General features: G+C 71.8%; 14 protein-coding genes. 7 read left to right on the forward strand and 7 right to left on the reverse strand.

The annotated features are described in order from the left end of the window. Positions 1 to 188 precede the first annotated feature (188 nt). A complete protein-coding gene (locus ACQP17_RS30390) occupies positions 189 to 581 on the forward strand; it encodes a nuclear transport factor 2 family protein (protein ID WP_433859147.1) in 393 nt (130 codons plus the stop codon). Positions 582 to 968: 387 nt separating this feature from the next. Continuing rightward, on the forward strand, positions 969 to 1,151 hold the full coding sequence (locus ACQP17_RS30395; protein WP_433859148.1) for a hypothetical protein: 183 nt from the start codon (positions 969 to 971) through the stop codon (positions 1,149 to 1,151). 160 nt (positions 1,152 to 1,311) lie between these two features. Here ACQP17_RS30395 and ACQP17_RS30400 read toward each other — a convergent pair whose 3' ends face one another. Next, on the reverse strand, positions 1,312 to 2,094 hold the full coding sequence (locus ACQP17_RS30400) for a hypothetical protein (protein ID WP_364876010.1): 783 nt from the start codon (positions 2,092 to 2,094) through the stop codon (positions 1,312 to 1,314). Between the two features lie 382 nt (positions 2,095 to 2,476). On the opposite strand from ACQP17_RS30400, the gene ACQP17_RS30405 reads away from it, so the two are divergent. After that, positions 2,477 to 3,376 carry an oxygenase MpaB family protein gene (locus ACQP17_RS30405; RefSeq protein WP_433859149.1) on the forward strand — a complete coding sequence of 300 codons (900 nt, stop codon included), beginning with the start codon at positions 2,477 to 2,479 and terminating at the stop codon, positions 3,374 to 3,376. Between the two features lie 34 nt (positions 3,377 to 3,410). Here ACQP17_RS30405 and ACQP17_RS30410 read toward each other — a convergent pair whose 3' ends face one another. Beyond that, positions 3,411 to 4,022, reverse strand: coding sequence for a class I SAM-dependent methyltransferase (locus tag ACQP17_RS30410; protein ID WP_433859150.1), 612 nt, complete (start codon positions 4,020 to 4,022; stop codon positions 3,411 to 3,413). 483 nt (positions 4,023 to 4,505) lie between these two features. Here ACQP17_RS30410 and ACQP17_RS30415 point away from each other — a divergent pair, with 483 nt between their 5' ends. After that, positions 4,506 to 5,120 carry a GTP-binding protein gene (locus tag ACQP17_RS30415; RefSeq protein ID WP_433859151.1) on the forward strand — a complete coding sequence of 205 codons (615 nt, stop codon included), beginning with the start codon at positions 4,506 to 4,508 and terminating at the stop codon, positions 5,118 to 5,120. Between the two features lie 57 nt (positions 5,121 to 5,177). Here ACQP17_RS30415 and ACQP17_RS30420 read toward each other — a convergent pair whose 3' ends face one another. Further along, positions 5,178 to 5,606: a PPOX class F420-dependent oxidoreductase gene (locus ACQP17_RS30420; protein WP_433859152.1), complete on the reverse strand. Its 429-nt coding sequence runs from the start codon at positions 5,604 to 5,606 to the stop codon at positions 5,178 to 5,180. Between the two features lie 167 nt (positions 5,607 to 5,773). On the opposite strand from ACQP17_RS30420, the gene ACQP17_RS30425 reads away from it, so the two are divergent. Both ACQP17_RS30425 and ACQP17_RS30430 read left to right on the forward strand, forming a co-directional pair. Beyond that, positions 5,774 to 6,181, forward strand: a complete 408-nt coding sequence (locus ACQP17_RS30425) for a roadblock/LC7 domain-containing protein (protein WP_364876019.1) — start codon at positions 5,774 to 5,776, stop codon at positions 6,179 to 6,181. A gap of 79 nt (positions 6,182 to 6,260) precedes the next feature. After that, complete coding sequence (locus ACQP17_RS30430; protein ID WP_433859153.1) at positions 6,261 to 7,160, forward strand: DUF6397 family protein; 900 nt, start codon at positions 6,261 to 6,263, stop codon at positions 7,158 to 7,160. Here ACQP17_RS30430 and ACQP17_RS30435 read toward each other — a convergent pair. Together ACQP17_RS30435 and ACQP17_RS30440 are read right to left on the reverse strand one after the other, a co-directional pair. Beyond that, positions 7,091 to 7,960 (reverse strand): acyl-CoA thioesterase, encoded by an 870-nt coding sequence (locus ACQP17_RS30435; protein WP_364876021.1) that lies wholly within the window; start codon positions 7,958 to 7,960, stop codon positions 7,091 to 7,093. The genes ACQP17_RS30430 and ACQP17_RS30435 overlap by 70 nt on opposite strands. A 52-nt stretch (positions 7,961 to 8,012) precedes the next feature. After that, positions 8,013 to 10,526, reverse strand: a complete 2,514-nt coding sequence (locus tag ACQP17_RS30440) for a DEAD/DEAH box helicase (protein WP_433859154.1) — start codon at positions 10,524 to 10,526, stop codon at positions 8,013 to 8,015. A 1,320-nt stretch (positions 10,527 to 11,846) separates the two neighbouring features. On the opposite strand from ACQP17_RS30440, the gene ACQP17_RS30445 reads away from it, so the two are divergent. Further along, on the forward strand, positions 11,847 to 12,638 hold the full coding sequence (locus ACQP17_RS30445) for a metal-dependent hydrolase (protein ID WP_433859155.1): 792 nt from the start codon (positions 11,847 to 11,849) through the stop codon (positions 12,636 to 12,638). Positions 12,639 to 12,961: 323 nt separating this feature from the next. Here the strand turns inward: ACQP17_RS30445 and ACQP17_RS30450 are convergent, their stop codons facing one another. Both ACQP17_RS30450 and ACQP17_RS30455 read right to left on the reverse strand, forming a co-directional pair. Further along, positions 12,962 to 14,743, reverse strand: coding sequence for an ABC transporter ATP-binding protein (locus ACQP17_RS30450; protein WP_433859156.1), 1,782 nt, complete (start codon positions 14,741 to 14,743; stop codon positions 12,962 to 12,964). Then, positions 14,740 to 16,545, reverse strand: a complete 1,806-nt coding sequence (locus ACQP17_RS30455) for an ABC transporter transmembrane domain-containing protein (protein WP_433859157.1) — start codon at positions 16,543 to 16,545, stop codon at positions 14,740 to 14,742. The genes ACQP17_RS30450 and ACQP17_RS30455 overlap by 4 nt, the downstream gene beginning before the upstream one ends. Between the last annotated feature and the right edge of the window lie 143 nt (positions 16,546 to 16,688).

Genomic DNA, 16,688 nt, shown 5'->3' on the forward strand with positions numbered 1-16,688 from the left:
GCGCGAACGGGCCCTCGGCCGTGAAACGGCGCAGGAGGCGGGCGAACTGCCGCGCCGCGTCCCGGGGCTTCTCCTGGAAGAAATAGCGTGCGCTACGCACGCATGTAGTGCTACAGTTCAGGAGTTGCGTGCGAGGAGCACGCATCACTTCCTCTCTCTCCGCCCTTCCCCGAAAGGAACGAACCCCCATGAAGCGCACCCGTATTGAGGCCGCCCTGACCGACCTGCTCTTCCACGGCGACCTCGCCCTGGAGGAGGCCGTGGACCGCCACTTCACCCCGGACTACCGCCAGCGCACGGACGGCGAGTGGGCCGACCGCTCCGAGTTCATGGAGCACATGACCCATGTACGCGGCCTCGTCGCCGACGGCCGTGTAGAGGTGCACGAGGAGCTGTACGGCGGCGGCCACTACGCCGACCGGCACACCGTCCACCTCACCAAGAAGGACGGTTCGGCCGTGAGCATGGAGGTCTACGTGTTCGCCGACCTCGCGCCGGACGGCCGGTTCAGCCGCATCGAGGAGACCACCCTGCTGCTCCAGGGCTCCGAAGCCGACCGCACCATCGGCAGCGACCGTTAGGACGTGCTTTCCGGACGGCTCCCGGGCGCGGGGCCCAGGCACCGGCCCCGTGGGCACCGGCTCGTGTTCTTCCCGGCTCCTCCGCGCCCGTACCAGGCAGCCGCCGGGTGCCCCGGAAGGCGGCGGCCGGAGGAGTGGCCCGGGCGGCCCGTGCGGGGGCGCGCACCGGCGGGGCGGTGGCCGGCGCCCACAGGCCGGTGCGGGCGCGACGGCCGGACCGGGGCTGATGTCACGAGCCCCCTCTCTGATCACGGGTGACTACTGAGGGTTCCCGAAAACGCCCCGGAGCTACCCGACCGGGCGCCGCCTTGGTGGAACCTGCGGCGCGCGATCGGCGTTCAATGGAGTACACAGAGCGCGGCAGGCGCCGCGGAAGGGGCGTGAAGGATGTCCACACAGGCGAAGGTCGCGGTCGGCGGAGTCGCGGTGGGAGTGATCCTGCTGTGGCTGCTGCCCTTCTGGGCGGCTCTCCTGGTCATGGTCGGGATTCCAGCCGTCGCGTATCTGACGCTCGACTCCTCTCAGCGGCGCCGGCTGCGTCGCGCCGGCCGTAAGCAGATCGGCCGCTGAGCGACCCGGCCGCTGCGTAACTCCCGTAGTGGGCGAGGCGACGCATGGAGGGCGGCGGGGCCGGGGCCCGGCCGGCCCGGTGGGCGCGGGCCCGGGTGCCACCTGAGCCCGTCGAACCGGACGGGCACGATCCGGGCCACGGCGGACGTGCCGGTCCGGCTCAGACCGGCCGGACCGCCAGCTCGTCCAGCGACGACAGCAGACCGGGCAGCTCCGGCCCCCGTCCCACCGGATGCACCTCACCCGGCTCCTCGTCCAGCAGCACGAACGCGATGTCATCGGTGCGGGCGACCATGCTCCACCCGGGCCCGTCGACCCGCAGGGTGCGCGCCTCACCGGCCGCGAACGACGACCGCACCCGCCCGGGCGGCGGCGGCTCGGCGACATAGCCGCGCGCCTGCGCCAGCACCCTGCGCACCCCCTGGTGCGTCTCGTCGCCCGGCTCGGCAAAGCCGTCGTCGCCGTCCACCTGCTCGCGCCAGGCCGCCCACTGCATGGCGATCTCGTCCGCGCCGAGCCGCCGTTGCGCAGGGCCCCAGGCCTCGGCATCCGGCGGCGCCAGCGGCGCGGGGTCACCCTCCTGCGGTTCCGGATCGTGTGGCTGCGGCACCCCCGGCGCCGCGACGGCGAGCGCGAGCGGCCATCCCGGTAGCGCCCCGACGATGCTGTGCTCCCCGGGGGAGAGGTCATACTCCATCCCGCAGTCCCAGGCCGCGATCGCACAGGCCACCAGGGACACGTCCTCGGTCACCACCGTCCAGCGGGCGCCGTCCCCGTCCTGGCCGAGGACCAGCCCGTAACCCTCCGCGTACGGTTCGAGGCCCAGCCCCGCACACACCTCGGGGTAGTCGTCGCCGAGCACGCTCGGGAACTGCGCGGGCGTCAGCAGCACCGCCGTCAGCACGAACAACTGGTCGTCGTCGGCGCTCTCGGTAGTGGGCACGAGGGCCTCCCCCATCCAATCCGGTGCGGAGTACGTCGGCGCACCCTAATTGGCCCGGCATGGCCTTGTCACCAGCTCTACGCTGCGCGGATGCGTGGTGCCGGGGCGAAACGACCCTCGCGTGGGCGGCGCGCCGGGCCGCGGGAAAGGGGGGTGCCGCACCCGACGCAGCCCCGGTGGCGCCGTCGTACCCGGCCCATGGGGACGTGATCCCGGTGGCGCGACCCGCCCGGCTGCCGCCCCGACTCACCCGCCCCCGGACCCGCCCGCCACGACGGGATCCGGCCACCGTACGGCCCGATCCGCCACCCGGCGCCACCCCTCAACTGCCGTCCATCGCACTAAAATTGGCCTCCTCGGCAAGGGAAGGGACGGTTATCAGGTGCGGCGCTACGACTGGTTACGGGAGATCCGGCGGCTCGACCCGGAGCGCGATTTCCTGCGTATCTACCGCATCATCGCCACCCATGAATTCCCCTGGGACATGACCCGCGCCCTGGAGCTGGCGCTCTATCGCACCTACGCCGTGCCGAGCATCGGCCGGCTGCTCGCCGAGACGGCGGAGCTGACGGACCGTACGCAAAGGCGCTATGACGACACCGCCCTCCTCCTGGACGCCGTCGTCGAGCACGGCTTCGACAGCACCGACGGCCGGACGGCGATCCGCCGCATCAACCAGATGCACCACGGCTACGACATCAGCAACGAGGACATGCGCTATGTCCTGTGCACCTTCGTGGTGGTGCCCAAGCGCTGGCTCGACGCCTACGGCTGGCGGCGGCTGACCGCACACGAACAGCAGGCCGTCGCCGCCTACTACCGCACCCTCGGCCGCCACATGGGCATCACCGAGATCCCGCAGACCTACCAGGAGTTCGAACGCTGCCTCGATGCCTACGAGGCGGCCCACTTCGGCTGGGACGAGGGCGCACGCCGGGTGTCGGACGCCACCCTGGATCTCATGGCGGGCTGGTACGGCCTGCTCGCCCCGGTGGTGCGCGGCGCCGGCATGGCCCTCCTGGACGACAGTCTCCTGGCGGCGTTCCGGTACGAGCGGCCCGCGCCGGCGGTGCGCAAGACGGTCCGCACGGCGCTGAAGCTGCGCGCTCGGGCCGTGCGGCTGCTGCCGCCGCGCCGCGCCCCGCACTACGCCCGCCAGAATCCCGAGATCAAGGGCTACCCGAACGGCTTCCGGCTGGCCGCCCTCGGCACCTTCCCCGCCGCCCGCCGCACGGGCAGCTGCCCGGTCCCGCACGAGGAGGAGGCCGCGGCCCCCGAATGACACAGCGGTGGCCCGCCCGCTGCCGGGCGCCGGCTCATCCCTTCCGGACGGCCAGCGCCAGGTAGCGGGCGTCCTCGTCCTCGTACCGGATCAGCTCCCACCCGGCGGCGGTGAGAAGGGGCCGCAGATTCGGCTCCGCGCGCAGGTCGTCAGGGGTCAGCGGGTGCCCCTTGCGCGCGGCGAGGGCGGCCCGCCCGATGGGGTGGAACAGCGCCAGCCGGCCACCGGGGCGGACGACCCGGGCGAGTTCAGCCAGGCCACCCGCCGAGTCGGGCAGATGGGACAGCAGCCCGGCGGCGAAGACCGCGTCCAGCGCGGCGTCCGGCAGCGGCAGCCGGGTCACGTCTGCGAGCAGCAGCCACGCCGTCCGGTCCCGCCCGGCCCGCACGGCGGCCGTCAGCATCTCGGGCGTGAGATCCGCGCCCAGCACCGTCCCGCGCGGCCCCACGGCCGAGCGCAGCGCGGACAGCGCGCGTCCCGTGCCGCAGCCGGCATCCAGGACCCGGTCGCCTTCCCGGAGGCCCAGTTCGGCGACGCCCGCGGCGTAGGCCGGGCCGTCGTCGGGGAACTTGGCGTCCCAGCCGGCCGCGCGGGCGGCGAAGAACGCGCGGACCTCGTGCGGCCGGTCGGCGTGATGGTCGGTCATGGGGCTCCTTCGGGACGGACGGTCAGGGACGCGGCGCAGGCGCACCGGGGCGGAGCCGGCCCGGGCCACCGGGAAGACCGGCGCCCACGGGCCGGCACCGGGGCGTGCGACGGCGCTGTCTGCGGGAACCCGTGCGCCGGGGTGTACCGTGCCGCTCCTGCGCCTGCTGCTGAGACATGCCCCGCATGATCCCGCAATGATCCGCTCCACGACGGGCGAACACCGGGTGCCCCCGGGGCCGGTGGTGCTCAGGTCCCCGGGCGGGGCCCCGTCACGACCGGCTATCACGAAATCCGGGGCCGGGGCGCTTCTTGATCGGAAGACGTGGCGGCTTTGGTGAATCCTCGGACATCCCGGTCAGCGGGCGGTACGGTCCTCGCCATGGATTCGGACGGCGTCGCGCCGCCGAAGGCTCCTCTCGCCGAGCCGTGGATCCGTACACCCCGTGACGCGCAGGACCCTTGCACCTGGAGGAGACGGCCGATGAACGGCGCACAGGGGGCCCCGACGGGCACAGGCCCGGGCTCCGACCCCGATGTGACCCTGAAAGTCTTGGTCGCGGGCGGCTTCGGCGCGGGCAAGACGACCCTGGTGGGCTCGGTCAGCGAAATCCACCCGCTGCGCACGGAGGAACGGCTCAGCGAGGCGGGCGAGTCCGTGGACGACACCGGGGGAGTGGACCTCAAGGGCAGCACCACGGTGGCGATGGACTTCGGCCGCATCACCATCCGACAGGGCCTGTCCCTCTACCTCTTCGGCACCCCGGGGCAGGACCGCTTCTGGTTCCTGTGGGACGACCTGTCGGAGGGCGCGCTGGGCGCCGTGGTGCTGGCCGACACACGGCGGCTGCAGGACTGCTTTCCGGCGGTCGACTACTTCGAGCGCCGCTCGATCCCGTTCCTGGTCGCCGTCAACTGCTTCGCCGAGTCGCACTCCTACGGCGCCGACGAGGTCTCCCGGGCGCTGGACCTGGACCGCGGCACCCCCGTCGTGCTCTGCGACGTGCGCGACCGCGACTCCGGCAAGGAAGTGCTGGTCCGGCTCGTCGAGCACGCGGGGCGGTGGCGCTCGGACCGGGTCCTGGACCCGGTGGGGTGACCGCGCGGAGGGGGCGGGCACGGCGCGGACCACGGACGGCCCGCGCCCCCGGCACGCTCAGCTCGCCAGTGCCGCCATCGCGACGACCTTGTCGATCCTGACCCGTACGACGAGCTCACCCGGCACGCCGTTGCGCGCGCCGTACTCCTCCGCACGGTCCTCGCCCATGTAGCGCGCCGCGATCCGCGTCGCCCAGTGGCGCACGTCCGCCGGCTCGCTGCCGATCTCCGCCGTCCCGTGGACGACCGCGAAGGAGAACGGCGGGGTGTCGTCGTCGACGCACAGCGCCACCCGGCCGTCACGGGCGAGATTGCGGCCCTTGACCGTGTCCTCACCGGTGTTGAACACCAACTCCTCGCCATCCATGAGGAACCACACCGGCGCGACGTGCGGGCTGCCGTCGGCCCGCACGGTCGCCAGCTTGCCGGTACGGGTCCCCTCGGAAAGGAACCTCTGCCACTCGTCCTTGGTCATCTTGTGTGCCATGCGGACATCCTCATCCATGGGGCGCGCAGCGGCGCCGCGTGGCACGCCGGGCCGTGGGCCGCTTGCCGAGACGGCGGCGGTGGGACAGGCTGGCACGGCAGTTCGCGGACGGACCGCGGGCTGCCGTCCGGCCGGATGCGCGGCGAGGACACGGGGAGGAAGCGGCAATGGCATTGAGCAGCGGACTCGACTGGCTGCTGGACGACCTGACCAAGCGGGTGGAGAAGGTACGGCACGCGTTGGTGCTCTCCAACGACGGGCTGGTGACCGGGGCGAGCGAGCAACTGGCGCGGGAGGACGCCGAGCATCTCGCGGCGGTCGCCTCGGGACTGCACAGCCTGGCGAAGGGATCGGGGCTGCACTTCGGCGTCGGCCGGGTGCGCCAGACGATGGTGGAGTTCGACGACGGGGTGCTGTTCGTGACGGCGGCGGGGGACGGCAGCGCGCTGTGCGTGCTGGCCGGTGCCGAGGCCGACATGGGCCAGATCGCCTACGAAATGACGCTGCTGGTCAACCGCGTCGGGGAACATCTGGGGGTCGCGGTCCGCCGGCCGGAGAGTTATCCACAGATCTGAGGCGGGCATTGACCGGCTGTCATCGCCTGCGGCACAGTCGTCACTGTCAGTGATCGACCGAGTGGCCGGGGGAAACGGCATGACAGTGATGTGCGACGGGCAGCAGACGCTCACGACCGGGCGAGCGGCCCGCGAACTGGAGTTGCGCACCGGCGAGTTCGAGCTCGCCGTCCAACTCGGCGAAGTACGGACGGTCCCGGCCGGGAGCGAACGCCGGCCGGCGGGGACCGGATCACCGGGCCGACAGCACCGGATCCCGGCGGAGGAGATCGCCCGGCTACAGGCCGAACCGGGCTTTCCCGAAGCCCTCCGCGAACGGATCCGCGCGGTCAGCACGACCGAGGCCGCCGCGCTGATGGGCATCGGACCCGGCCGGGTGGTGCGCCTGACCCGCGCCGGCTGCCTCGGCCCCGTCCGGTTCTACGTGAACCGCTTCGGCGCGGTGGTCTGGCTGTACCTCGCATCCGAAGTCACCCGTCTCGCCGAGCGGGAACCCGAACTCATGCGGGGCAACACCCCGGCGGCGATGCGGGTGATGCTCGACAGCGGGCAGGACTGGCGGGCCCGCCAGTGGCGCAGCCGCCGCGTCGGCCAGCTCATGGGGCAGACCGACGACCCATGGGAAACGGCTGCCGTGATCGCCGCGGTGCTCCCGCCGGAGGAACTGGCCTCGGTGGCCGAGGACCCGAGGGAACGGTCCCTGCTGCGCAGGCTCCGGCCCACGCTGGCCTCCGTCATCACGGTGACTCCGGCCGCCCGGGAATCCTTTGAACGGGTGGTGACGGCGGAGGAGTTCGACGAGGTGCTGTGGTACCGCGTCAACCTCTCCCGGGCCCTGGAGCGCGCCCGCCGCAACGATCCGGGGCGGCTGCGGACCCCGGCCGCCACGGCCTCCGCCGCCCGCCCGGGTCAGCCGCCCAGCTTTCTGAACAGCCCCTCCTGGACGACCGAGACCAGCAGCCTGCCCTCCCGGTCGTAGATCCGTCCCCGGGCCAGACCGCGGCCGCCGGTGGCGATCGGCGACTCCTGGTCGTAGAGGAACCACTCGTCGGCGCGGAACGGCCGGTGGAACCACATCGCATGATCGAGCGAGGCCATGTCGAACCCACGCGGCCCCCAGAGCGGCTCGATCGGGATGCGGACCGCGTCCAGCAGCGTCATATCGCTGGCGTACGTCAGCGCGCAGGTGTGCACCAGCGGATCGTCGCCCAGCGGCCCGACCGCGCGCATCCACACCGCGCTGCGCGGCTCGGCACCCTCGATCTCGTCCGGGGTCCACCGCAGCCGGTCGACATACCGGATCTCGAACGGCATCCGGCGCGCCATCCGCTCCAGGGACTGGGGCAGTTCGCGCAGATACTCGCGGACCTCTTCGGCGAGCGTGGGCAGCTCCTCCGGGTCGGGCACCGCCCGGCGCAGCGGCAACTGATGATCGAAGCCGGGCTCCGGCTTGTGAAAGGAGGCGGTCAGATTGAAGATCGTGCGTCCCTGCTGGACGGCGACGACCCGTCGGGTGGTGAAGGACCGCCCGTCGCGCACCCGCTCGACCTGGTACACGATCGGCAGCCCGGGTTGGCCCGGCCGCAGGAAGTACGCATGGAGCGAGTGGACCGGGCGGTCACCTTCCGTGGTCCGCCCGGCAGCCACCAGCGCCTGTCCCGCGACCTGGCCGCCGAAGACCCGCTGCAGCGATTCCTGCGGGCTGCGGCCGCGGAAGATGTTCACCTCGATCTGTTCGAGATCCAGCAGATCGACCAGCTTGTCGGCGGGATTGCTCATGACCGGTGGCCCTCCGTCGCATCCTCCGGCGGCCTCGGACGAAGCCGTCGCCTCACATCTGACCCACATCCGTGACCCGCACCACCGCGCGTCCCTCCTCGTCGGAGGCGGCCAGGTCCACCTCCGCGGAGATACCCCAGTCGTGATCACCGTTCGGGTCCGCGAAAGTCTGCCGCACCTTCCACAGCCCGTGCTCGGCATCCTCCTCGATCTGAAGGAGCTTCGGGCCACGCGCGTCCGGACCGGTGCCCAGATCCTCGTATTCGTCCCAGTAGGCGTCCATCGCCTCGCCCCAGGCGTCCGCGTCCCAGCCGGACTCGGCATCCATCTCACCGAGCTCCCCGACCTTGTCCAGCGCCGCCAGCTCCACCCGCCGGAACATCGCATTGCGCACCAGCACCCGGAACGCCCGCGCGTTGGCCGTGACCGGCCGGACCTGATCCGCCCGCTCCGCGGCCTGCTCCGCCGTCTCCACCTCCGGATTGGCGAGCTGCTCCCACTCGTCCAGCAGACTGGAGTCGACCTGCCGCACCATCTCGCCCAGCCAGGCGATGATGTCCTCGAAGTCCTCCGACTTCAGATCGTCCGGCACGGTGTGGTCCAGCGCCTTGAAGGCACTCGCCAGGTAGCGCAGGACGATGCCCTCGGTGCGCGCCAGCTCGTAGAAGGACGTGAATTCCGTGAAGGTCATGGCGCGCTCGTACATGTCGCGGATGACCGACTTCGGCGACAGCGGGTGGTCGCCGACCCACGGGTGGCTCTTGCGGTAGAGACCGTAGGCGTGGAAGAGCAGCTCCTCCAACGGCTTGGGGTACTCCACGTCCATGAGCCGTTCCATGCGGTCCTCGTACTCGACCCCGTCGGCCTTCATCTGGGCGACCGCCTCGCCGCGGGCCTTGTTCTGCTGCGCGGCCAGGATCTGGCGCGGATCGTCCAGCGTGGACTCCACGACCGAGACCATGTCCAGCGCGTAGGACGGCGACTCGGGGTCGAGCAGGTCGAACGCGGCGAGCGCGAAGGTCGACAGCGGCTGGTTGAGTGCGAAGTCCTGCTGGAGGTCCACGGTCAGCCGGACGATCCGGCCCTCCGCGTCCGGCTCGTCCAGCCGCTCCACGATTCCGCCGTCCAGCAGCGAACGGTAGATCGCGATGGCCCGCCGGATGTGCCGGAGCTGGTTCCTGCGCGGCTCGTGGTTGTCCTCCAGCAGCTTGCGCATCGCGTCGAACGCATTGCCCGGCCGCGCGATCACCGACAGCAGCATCGCGTGCGTCACCCGGAAGCGCGAGGTCAGCGGCTCCGGGTCGGAAGCGATCAGCTTCTCGAAGGTGTTCTCACCCCAGTTGACGAAGCCCTCCGGCGCCTTCTTGCGCACCACCTTCCGGCGCTTCTTGGGGTCATCGCCCGCCTTGGCCAGCGCCTTCTCGTTCTCCACGACATGCTCGGGAGCCTGCGCGACCACGAAGCCCGCGGTGTCGAACCCGGCCCGCCCGGCACGGCCCGCGATCTGGTGGAACTCCCGCGCCCGCAGCGTCCGCACCCGCGACCCGTCGTACTTCGTCAGCGCCGTGAACAACACCGTGCGGATGGGGACGTTGACGCCCACACCAAGGGTGTCCGTGCCGCAGATGACCTTCAGCAGGCCCGCCTGCGCCAGCTTTTCGACGAGCCGACGGTACTTCGGCAGCATGCCGGCATGGTGCACACCGATGCCATGGCGCACGTACCGCGAGAGATTCCGGCCGAACTTCGTGGTGAACCGGAAGTTCCCGATGAGCTGCGCGATGTCGTCCTTCTCCGCGCGCGTGCACATATTGATGCTCATCAGGGCCTGCGCCCGCTCCACGGCGGCGGCCTGGGTGAAGTGCACGATGTAGACGGGGGACTGGCGGGTCTCCAGCAGCTCGGTGAGCGTCTCCGTCATCGCCGTCGTGCGGTACTCGTACGACAGCGGCACCGGCCGCGTCGCCGAGCGCACCAGCGACGTCGGCTTGCCCGTGCGCCGGGTCAGGTCCTCTTCGAAGCGCGACATGTCGCCGAGCGTCGCCGACATCAGAATGAACTGCGCCTGCGGCAGCTCGAGCAGCGGAATCTGCCAGGCCCAGCCGCGGTCCTGCTCGGCATAGAAATGGAACTCGTCCATCACGACCTGGCCGATGTCCGCGTCCTTGCCGTCCCGCAGCGCTATCGAGGCAAGGACCTCGGCGGTGCAGCAGATGACGGGCGCATCCGCGTTGACCGACGCGTCGCCGGTGAGCATGCCGACGTTCTCGGTGCCGAACAGCTTGCAGAGGTCGAAGAACTTCTCCGAGACCAGTGCCTTGATGGGCGCGGTGTAGAAGGTGACCTGATCGTTGGCGAGGGCGGTGAAGTGCGCACCGGCCGCCACGAGGCTCTTGCCCGAGCCGGTGGGGGTGGACAGGATGACGTTCGCCCCCGAGACCACCTCGATCAGCGCCTCCTCCTGGGCAGGGTAGAGCGAGATGCCCTGCTGCTCGGCCCAGCCCGAAAAGGCTTCGAAGAGGGCATCGGGGTCGGCGTCGTTCGGCAGATGATCGATGAGGGTCACGCCCCCATACTGCCTGCATTGGGCCCGGATCAGGGAACCGGCGGCTCACCGGAAGATCAACTCAAGCACCCCACCCCCACCGGCCGGCCGCCCGACCGACCGCGCCACCCCACGTCCCGGGCACCACCACCGCCCCGGTGCACGGTTGCGGCGATGCTGAGCAGCACACATGTCCACCTTTGCCGCTTGGGTCGGGGGCGATGAGAGAGGGCTCCCTCGCTTTCCGTGGTGCCGCGTGTACGCATCGTTGTGCTTGAGGTTTACCGGTCGCTGTGTCGGCGGTCTGCACGTGGTGGAGATCACGCAGGGTATGCGAGGCGCGGGGGTGGAGGGGGCATGCGCCTTGATCGTTGTGGGGCGTGGTCGATGGTCGGCCTGGCCCGTGCCCGTTCTGGTCCGTGCTCGGTCTGAGCGATGTCAGGCCTGAGCGAAGCCGACTTGATCAACGTGCGGTCTGGGCGACGCTGAGCTGAGCAACGTCTGGCCCTGAGCGCGCCGGCCCGGTGAAGGGCAGGTCTGAGGGGCGCCGACCGTGACTGGGGTTTGCCCTGAGCGATGTCGGCGGCCGTGGTCGAAGTCGGGGGAGGTCGCCCTCCGGCGCGGTCGATTCTCGCGGGAGGCGGGAGGCGGGAGGCGGGAGGCGGGAGGCGGGAGGCGGGAGGCGGCAGGTCACTGGTGATGGCTGACATCTGACAGCCGACGGTGGATGGGCTGCGGGGAGCGGGTGGTGGGGGTGAGGGGCGGGAGGGGGGAGGGGGCCCCTGGCTTCGTCGCAGCAAGTCGGGCTGTGGGAAGGCGGTGCCGGGCAGCTAGCGGTATGCCCGATCTGTCGTGGGATGGCGTGAAGGGGGCTCTCGGCCCTTACTTGAGGGGGAGTGCTGTCCGGCGTGCGTGTCTCTGTGGTCTCGGGGGCCGTCGGTTCGCGCCTGTCGTGGCAGGGGGCGGGATGCGTCGGTGTGCGTGGGGGATCGGGCGAGGCATGGGGGAAGTCGGTGCGGAGGGCTCCGTAGTGCGGCGGTCGGCCTTCCCGCCGTCAGAAGCCCGTACCGCAACTGCTCGTCTTGCCGAGTCATCTGACCGTGGTCGCCGGCCATCAAGGTCACGTTCGCCCCGGCCGCCTTCGGTCAGACCTCGCCCTGTGCACCCGCTCCCTGGCGCCCCGTCATCCGGTGGCGTGTGGGGATACCCGGACCCGGGGGCGAGATCATCTGACGCTACGCTGAGTCGCCGAACGGGTGTCAGAGGCGCAGCTCAGCGGCGTGCGAGGCACATGGTGCGTGCGGGAGTACACGCGCAAGAGAACAAAGGGTGGGAGCAATCATGATGGGACCGGCGCACTCGCTGTCCGGGGCTGCGGCCTGGCTGGGGGTGGGTGCCGGGGCCGCTGCCGCCGGATATCCGATGCCTTGGCCGGTGCTCGTCTGCGGAGCCCTGATCTGTGCCGGAGCGGCGCTGGCCCCGGACCTCGACCACAAGTCCGCGACCATCTCGCGGGCCTTCGGTCCGCTCTCGCGGATCCTGTGCCAAGTGGTCGACGCCCTCTCGCACGCGGTCTACAAGGCGACCAAGATGCGCGGAGACTCCAACCGCAACGGCGGGCACCGCACGCTTACCCATACCTGGTTGTGGGCCGTGCTGGTCGGTGGCGGGGTGTCGCTGCTGGCGATGAAGGGTGGCCACTGGGCGGTGCTCGGCGTCCTCTTCGTTCATATGGTGCTGGCCATCGAAGGATTGCTGTGGCGGGCGGCGCGGGTCTCCAGTGACGTGCTGGTGTGGCTGTTGGGCGCCGCCGCGGCCTGGATCCTGGGCGGCATACTCGATCAGCCGGGCAACGGCGCGAGTTGGCTGTTCACCGAGCCGGGGCAGCAGTACCTCTGGTTGGGGCTGCCGGTCGTGCTGGGGGCCCTGGTCCATGACATCGGTGACGCCCTGACGGTCTCGGGCTGTCCCGTCCTGTGGCCCATCCCGATAGGCCGCAAGCGCTGGTTCCCGGTCGGCCCGCCCCAGGCCATGCGCTTCAAGGCCGGCAGCTGGGTGGAGCTGAAGGTGCTGATGCCGGTGTTCATGCTGTTGGGAGGCCTCGGCGGCCTGGGCGCCCTCGGTTACCTCTGACGAATCCCGGGGCCGGGCGGGGAGTTAGACGATCCACGCACCCTGGAGTTCGTCAGCCGTTAGCCGTCAGCCGTGAGTTGCCGGCCGTCAGCCATCACCCACTACTGACACCCCCAACGCCCACCCCGAGCGCCGGAATCCAAGGCCCCCGCCCCCAAGCCTCTGGGGCGGGAACCGGAGCCCCCGGGCCCCACCCCAACTCACCAGAGCGGGAAACCGGCCCCCCAGCCCCCGCCCCCAGCCACCAGGCTGAGGACCCGCGCCGCTAGCCACACAACCCGGACCCCCACTTCCCCCTCTCCCCCCTCTTCCCCCTCTCCCCCTCACCCGTGCCAAGACCGCCACAGCGCCGCGTACGCGCCCTCGGCTGCCACCAGTTCGTCGTGGCTGCCCAGTTCGCTGATGCGGCCCTCCTCGACGACGGCGATCACGTCGGCGTCGTGCGCGGTGTGCAGCCGGTGGGCGATCGCCACCACCGTGCGGCCGTCCAGCACCTTGCCCAGCGAACGTTCCAGATGGCGGGCCGCCCGGGGGTCGAGCAGGGAGGTCGCCTCGTCCAGGACGAGGGTGTGCGGGTCGGCGAGGACCAGCCGGGCCAGTGCGATCTGCTGTGCCTGGGCCGGGGTCAGCGGGTGGCCGCCCGAGCCGACCTCGGTGTCCAGGCCCTCGCCCAGGGCCCGTGCCCAGCCGTCGGCGTCCACCGCGCCGAGTGCGGCCCACAGTTCGGTGTCGGCCGCCGTGGCGCGGGCCAGGCGGAGGTTGTCGCGCAGGGAACCCACGAAGACATGGTGTTCCTGGTTGACCAGCGCCACCTGCTCGCGGATCTGCTCGGCCGGGAGTGCGCACAGCTCGGCCCCGCCGAGGGTGACGGTCCCGGCGCGGGGGCCGTAGATGCCGGCCAGCAGCCGGCCGAGCGTCGACTTTCCGGCGCCGGAGGGCCCCACCAGGGCCAGCCTGCTGCCCGGGCGGATCTGCAACGAGACCTCGCGCAGCACGTCCACGTCGGCGCGGTAGCCGAAGCTGACCCGGTCGGCGTGCACGTCGCGACCGTCCGGGTACCGCTCCGGATCCCCGGCTTCCGGTTCGATCTCCCGGACGCCGACGAGTCGCGCGAGGGACACCTGGGCCACCTGCAGCTCGTCGTACCACCGCAGGATCAGGCCGACCGGCTCGATCATCATCTGTGACAGCAGCGCGCCGGTCGTCAGCTGCCCCGGGGTGATCCAGCCTGCGATGACGAAAGCCCCGCCGAGCAGCAACACCGCGCCCAGCAGCAGCACATGTGTCAGGTCGACGACGGGGAAGAGCACCGACCGGAGGGAGAGGGTGTAGCGCTCCCATTGGGTCCATTCCCGGACCCGGTGCTCGGAGAGTGCGATGCGGCGGGCGCCGAGCCGGTGGGCCTCGATGGTGCGGCCCGCGTCGACGGACTCGGTGAGCACGGCGGACACTGCGGCGTAGCCGGCCGCCTCCGAGCGATAGGCGCTCGGGGCCCGCCTGAAGTACCAGCGGCAGCCGACGATCAGCAGCGGCAGTGCGAGCAGCACGGCCAGCGCGAGCGGCGGCGCGGTCACGGTGATCCCGCCGATCAGCAGCGCCGCCCACACCACCCCGATGGCCAGTTGCGGCACCGCCTCGCGCATCGCGCTGGAGAGCCGGTCGACGTCGGTGGTGATCCGGGACAGCAGGTCGCCGGTGCCGGCCCGTTCCAGGACGCCCGGCGGCAGGGACACGGACCGTACGAGGAAGTCCTCACGCAGGTCCGCGAGCATCTGCTCGCCGAGCATCGCCCCGCGCAGCCGGACCATCCGGACGAACACCGTCTGGGCGGCCAGCGCGAGGGCGAACAGGACGAGGGTGTGCTCCAGCGGGATGTCGCGGTCGCCCGCGGAGAGTTTCTCCACGACGCCGCCCAGCAGGTACGGCCCGGCCATGGAGGCGATCACCGCTGCGGCGTTCACGGCGACCAGCACCGTGAAGGCCGTCCGGTGACGGCGGATCAGGCCGCCGACGTAGGCGCGCACCGTCGCCGGTGAGCCGACCGGCAGGGTGGTGGCGGTCTGCGGGGCGTCCGGATCGTGGGCCGGGGGCGCCAGGCCGATCATGCGGTTTTCCCTTCTTGCCGGGGACGGCCGGCCGACATCGCCGGCTCGGGGTCCGGTGCGCGGGTGACGACCGCGCGGTAGGCGGGGTACAGGTGCAGCAGTTCGCGGTGGGTGGCCCGGGCGACGACGGCGCCTTCCTGGAGGAACACCACCTCGTCGGCCCGGTCCAGCAGAAGCGGGCTGGAGGTGAGCACGACCGTCGTGCGTCCGCTTCTGAGCTCCCGCATGCCGTCGGCGATCCGGGCCTCGGTGTGGGCGTCGACGGCACTGGTCGGCTCGTCCAGCACCAGCACCTCCGGGTCGGTGACCAGCGAGCGGGCCAGCGCCAGCCGCTGCCGCTGGCCGCCGGACAACGACCGGCCGCGCTCGGTGATGTGGGCGCGCATCGGGTCGCCCGAATCGTCGGCGGAGGCCTGGGCCAGCGCGGTCAGCACATCGCCGCACTGCGCCGCGGCCAGTGCCTGCGTCGCGCCCACCCGCCCGGAGGCCGGTACGTCGAGCAGCTCGCCGAGGGTGCCGGAGAGCAGCATCGGGTCCTTGTCGTGGACGAGTACGGCCCGGCGGGCGGCGTCGCGCGGCAGTGCGTTCAGCGGGGTGCCGCCGAGGACGACGGAGGGCGGGCCGCCCCGTGCGTCGTCGTCGGCCGACGACGGGTGCCCGCCCAGGTGTTCGGCGAGCCGGCCCGCGGCGTCGGGGTCGCCGCAGACCACGGCGGTGAGCCGGCCGGCCGGTGCGGTCAGACCGCTGACCGGGTCGTGCAGCTCGCCGGCCGGTGCCGCCGCCAGGTCCTCGGTGGGTTCGCCGGCCGGACGGTGCTGGGCCAGCACGCGGGCCGTGCGGGTCGCGGAGGGCCGGGCGAAGGCATAGGCCTGGGCGATCTCCTCGAAGTGCCGGAGCGGGACGAGCAGGAAGGCGACCGCGCTGTAGAGGGTGACGAGATCGCCGACGCCGATCGTGCCGTCGAGGGCGAGCCGGGCGCCGTACCAGACCACCGCGAGCAGCAGCAGGCCCGGCAGCAGTACCTGGACGGCCGAGATCAGCGACCACATCCGGGCGCTGCGGACGGCGGCCCTGCGGACCTCCTGGGAGGCGGTGCGGTAGCGGCCGAGGAAGAGCTCCTCACCGCCGATGCCGCGCAGCACGCGCAGCCCGGCGACGGTGTCGGAGGCCAGTTCGGTGGCCTGACCGGCCTTGTCGCGCTGTGCGTCGGCGCGCCGGATGGCGGGCGGCAGCAACGGCAGGACGGCCAGCGCCATGACGGGGACGCCCAGTGCGACCAGGGCACCCAGCGCGGGCTGGTACCAGGCGAGTGCGACACACAGGCCGGCCGTGGTCACCGCCGAGGCGCCGAACCGGGAGAGCGCCTCGACGAACCAGCCGATCTTCTCCAGGTCGCCGGTGCTGACGGCGGCGATCTCGCCGGCCGCCACTCGACGCGTCATGGCCGCGCCCAGTTCCGTGGTCTTGCGGGCGAGCAGCTGCTGCATCCGGGCGACGGACGTGATCCAGTTGGTGACCGCGGCCCGGTGGAGCATCACCCCGCCGAACGCGATCAGCAGTCCCAGGGCCAGCACCAGCCCGCCGGCCAGGAGGAGGCGGCCGGCGTCGCGGTCCACCACGGCCTGCACGGCGAGGCCCACCGCCAGCGGGGAGGCCGCGATGCCGCCGAGGTTCAGCAGTCCCCAGGCGAGGGCCGCCAGCTGTCCGCCGATCTGCCGGGCGCAGAGCCAGCGGAGGAAGGCGCCGCCCGTGCGGACGTCCGGGACGCCAGGGTCGGTATGCGGAAGGTCGCGAATGTGCATGATGTCCCAGGCGAAGTCGGAGTGAGGTGGGGGGCGGCGGGCCGTCCGGGCAGGGTGAAGTGGTCCTCGCGCCGGTCGTGTCGCGGGCGGAGGTTCTGGAAGGTTGGCCCGGCGGGAGGTCTGATTTCAAACGGTTTTTCCGC

The sequence above is a fragment of the Streptomyces kronopolitis genome (genome assembly GCF_050953795.1).
Lineage (GTDB): Bacteria > Actinomycetota > Actinomycetes > Streptomycetales > Streptomycetaceae > Streptomyces > Streptomyces kronopolitis_A.

What these genes read in the sequence shown, in the direction of transcription:
- ACQP17_RS30390 (WP_433859147.1), top strand. Translation starts at nt 189, where the DNA reads ATGAAGCGCACCCGTATTGAGGCCGCCCTGACCGACCTGCTCTTCCAC.
- ACQP17_RS30395 (WP_433859148.1), top strand. Translation starts at nt 969, where the DNA reads ATGTCCACACAGGCGAAGGTCGCGGTCGGCGGAGTCGCGGTGGGAGTG.
- ACQP17_RS30410 (WP_433859150.1), bottom strand. Translation starts at nt 4,022, where the DNA reads ATGACCGACCATCACGCCGACCGGCCGCACGAGGTCCGCGCGTTCTTC.
- ACQP17_RS30415 (WP_433859151.1), top strand. Translation starts at nt 4,506, where the DNA reads ATGAACGGCGCACAGGGGGCCCCGACGGGCACAGGCCCGGGCTCCGAC.
- ACQP17_RS30420 (WP_433859152.1), bottom strand. Translation starts at nt 5,606, where the DNA reads ATGGCACACAAGATGACCAAGGACGAGTGGCAGAGGTTCCTTTCCGAG.
- ACQP17_RS30425 (WP_364876019.1), top strand. Translation starts at nt 5,774, where the DNA reads ATGGCATTGAGCAGCGGACTCGACTGGCTGCTGGACGACCTGACCAAG.
- ACQP17_RS30430 (WP_433859153.1), top strand. Translation starts at nt 6,261, where the DNA reads ATGACAGTGATGTGCGACGGGCAGCAGACGCTCACGACCGGGCGAGCG.
- ACQP17_RS30435 (WP_364876021.1), bottom strand. Translation starts at nt 7,960, where the DNA reads ATGAGCAATCCCGCCGACAAGCTGGTCGATCTGCTGGATCTCGAACAG.
- ACQP17_RS30445 (WP_433859155.1), top strand. Translation starts at nt 11,847, where the DNA reads ATGATGGGACCGGCGCACTCGCTGTCCGGGGCTGCGGCCTGGCTGGGG.
- ACQP17_RS30450 (WP_433859156.1), bottom strand. Translation starts at nt 14,743, where the DNA reads ATGATCGGCCTGGCGCCCCCGGCCCACGATCCGGACGCCCCGCAGACC.
- ACQP17_RS30455 (WP_433859157.1), bottom strand. Translation starts at nt 16,545, where the DNA reads ATGCACATTCGCGACCTTCCGCATACCGACCCTGGCGTCCCGGACGTC.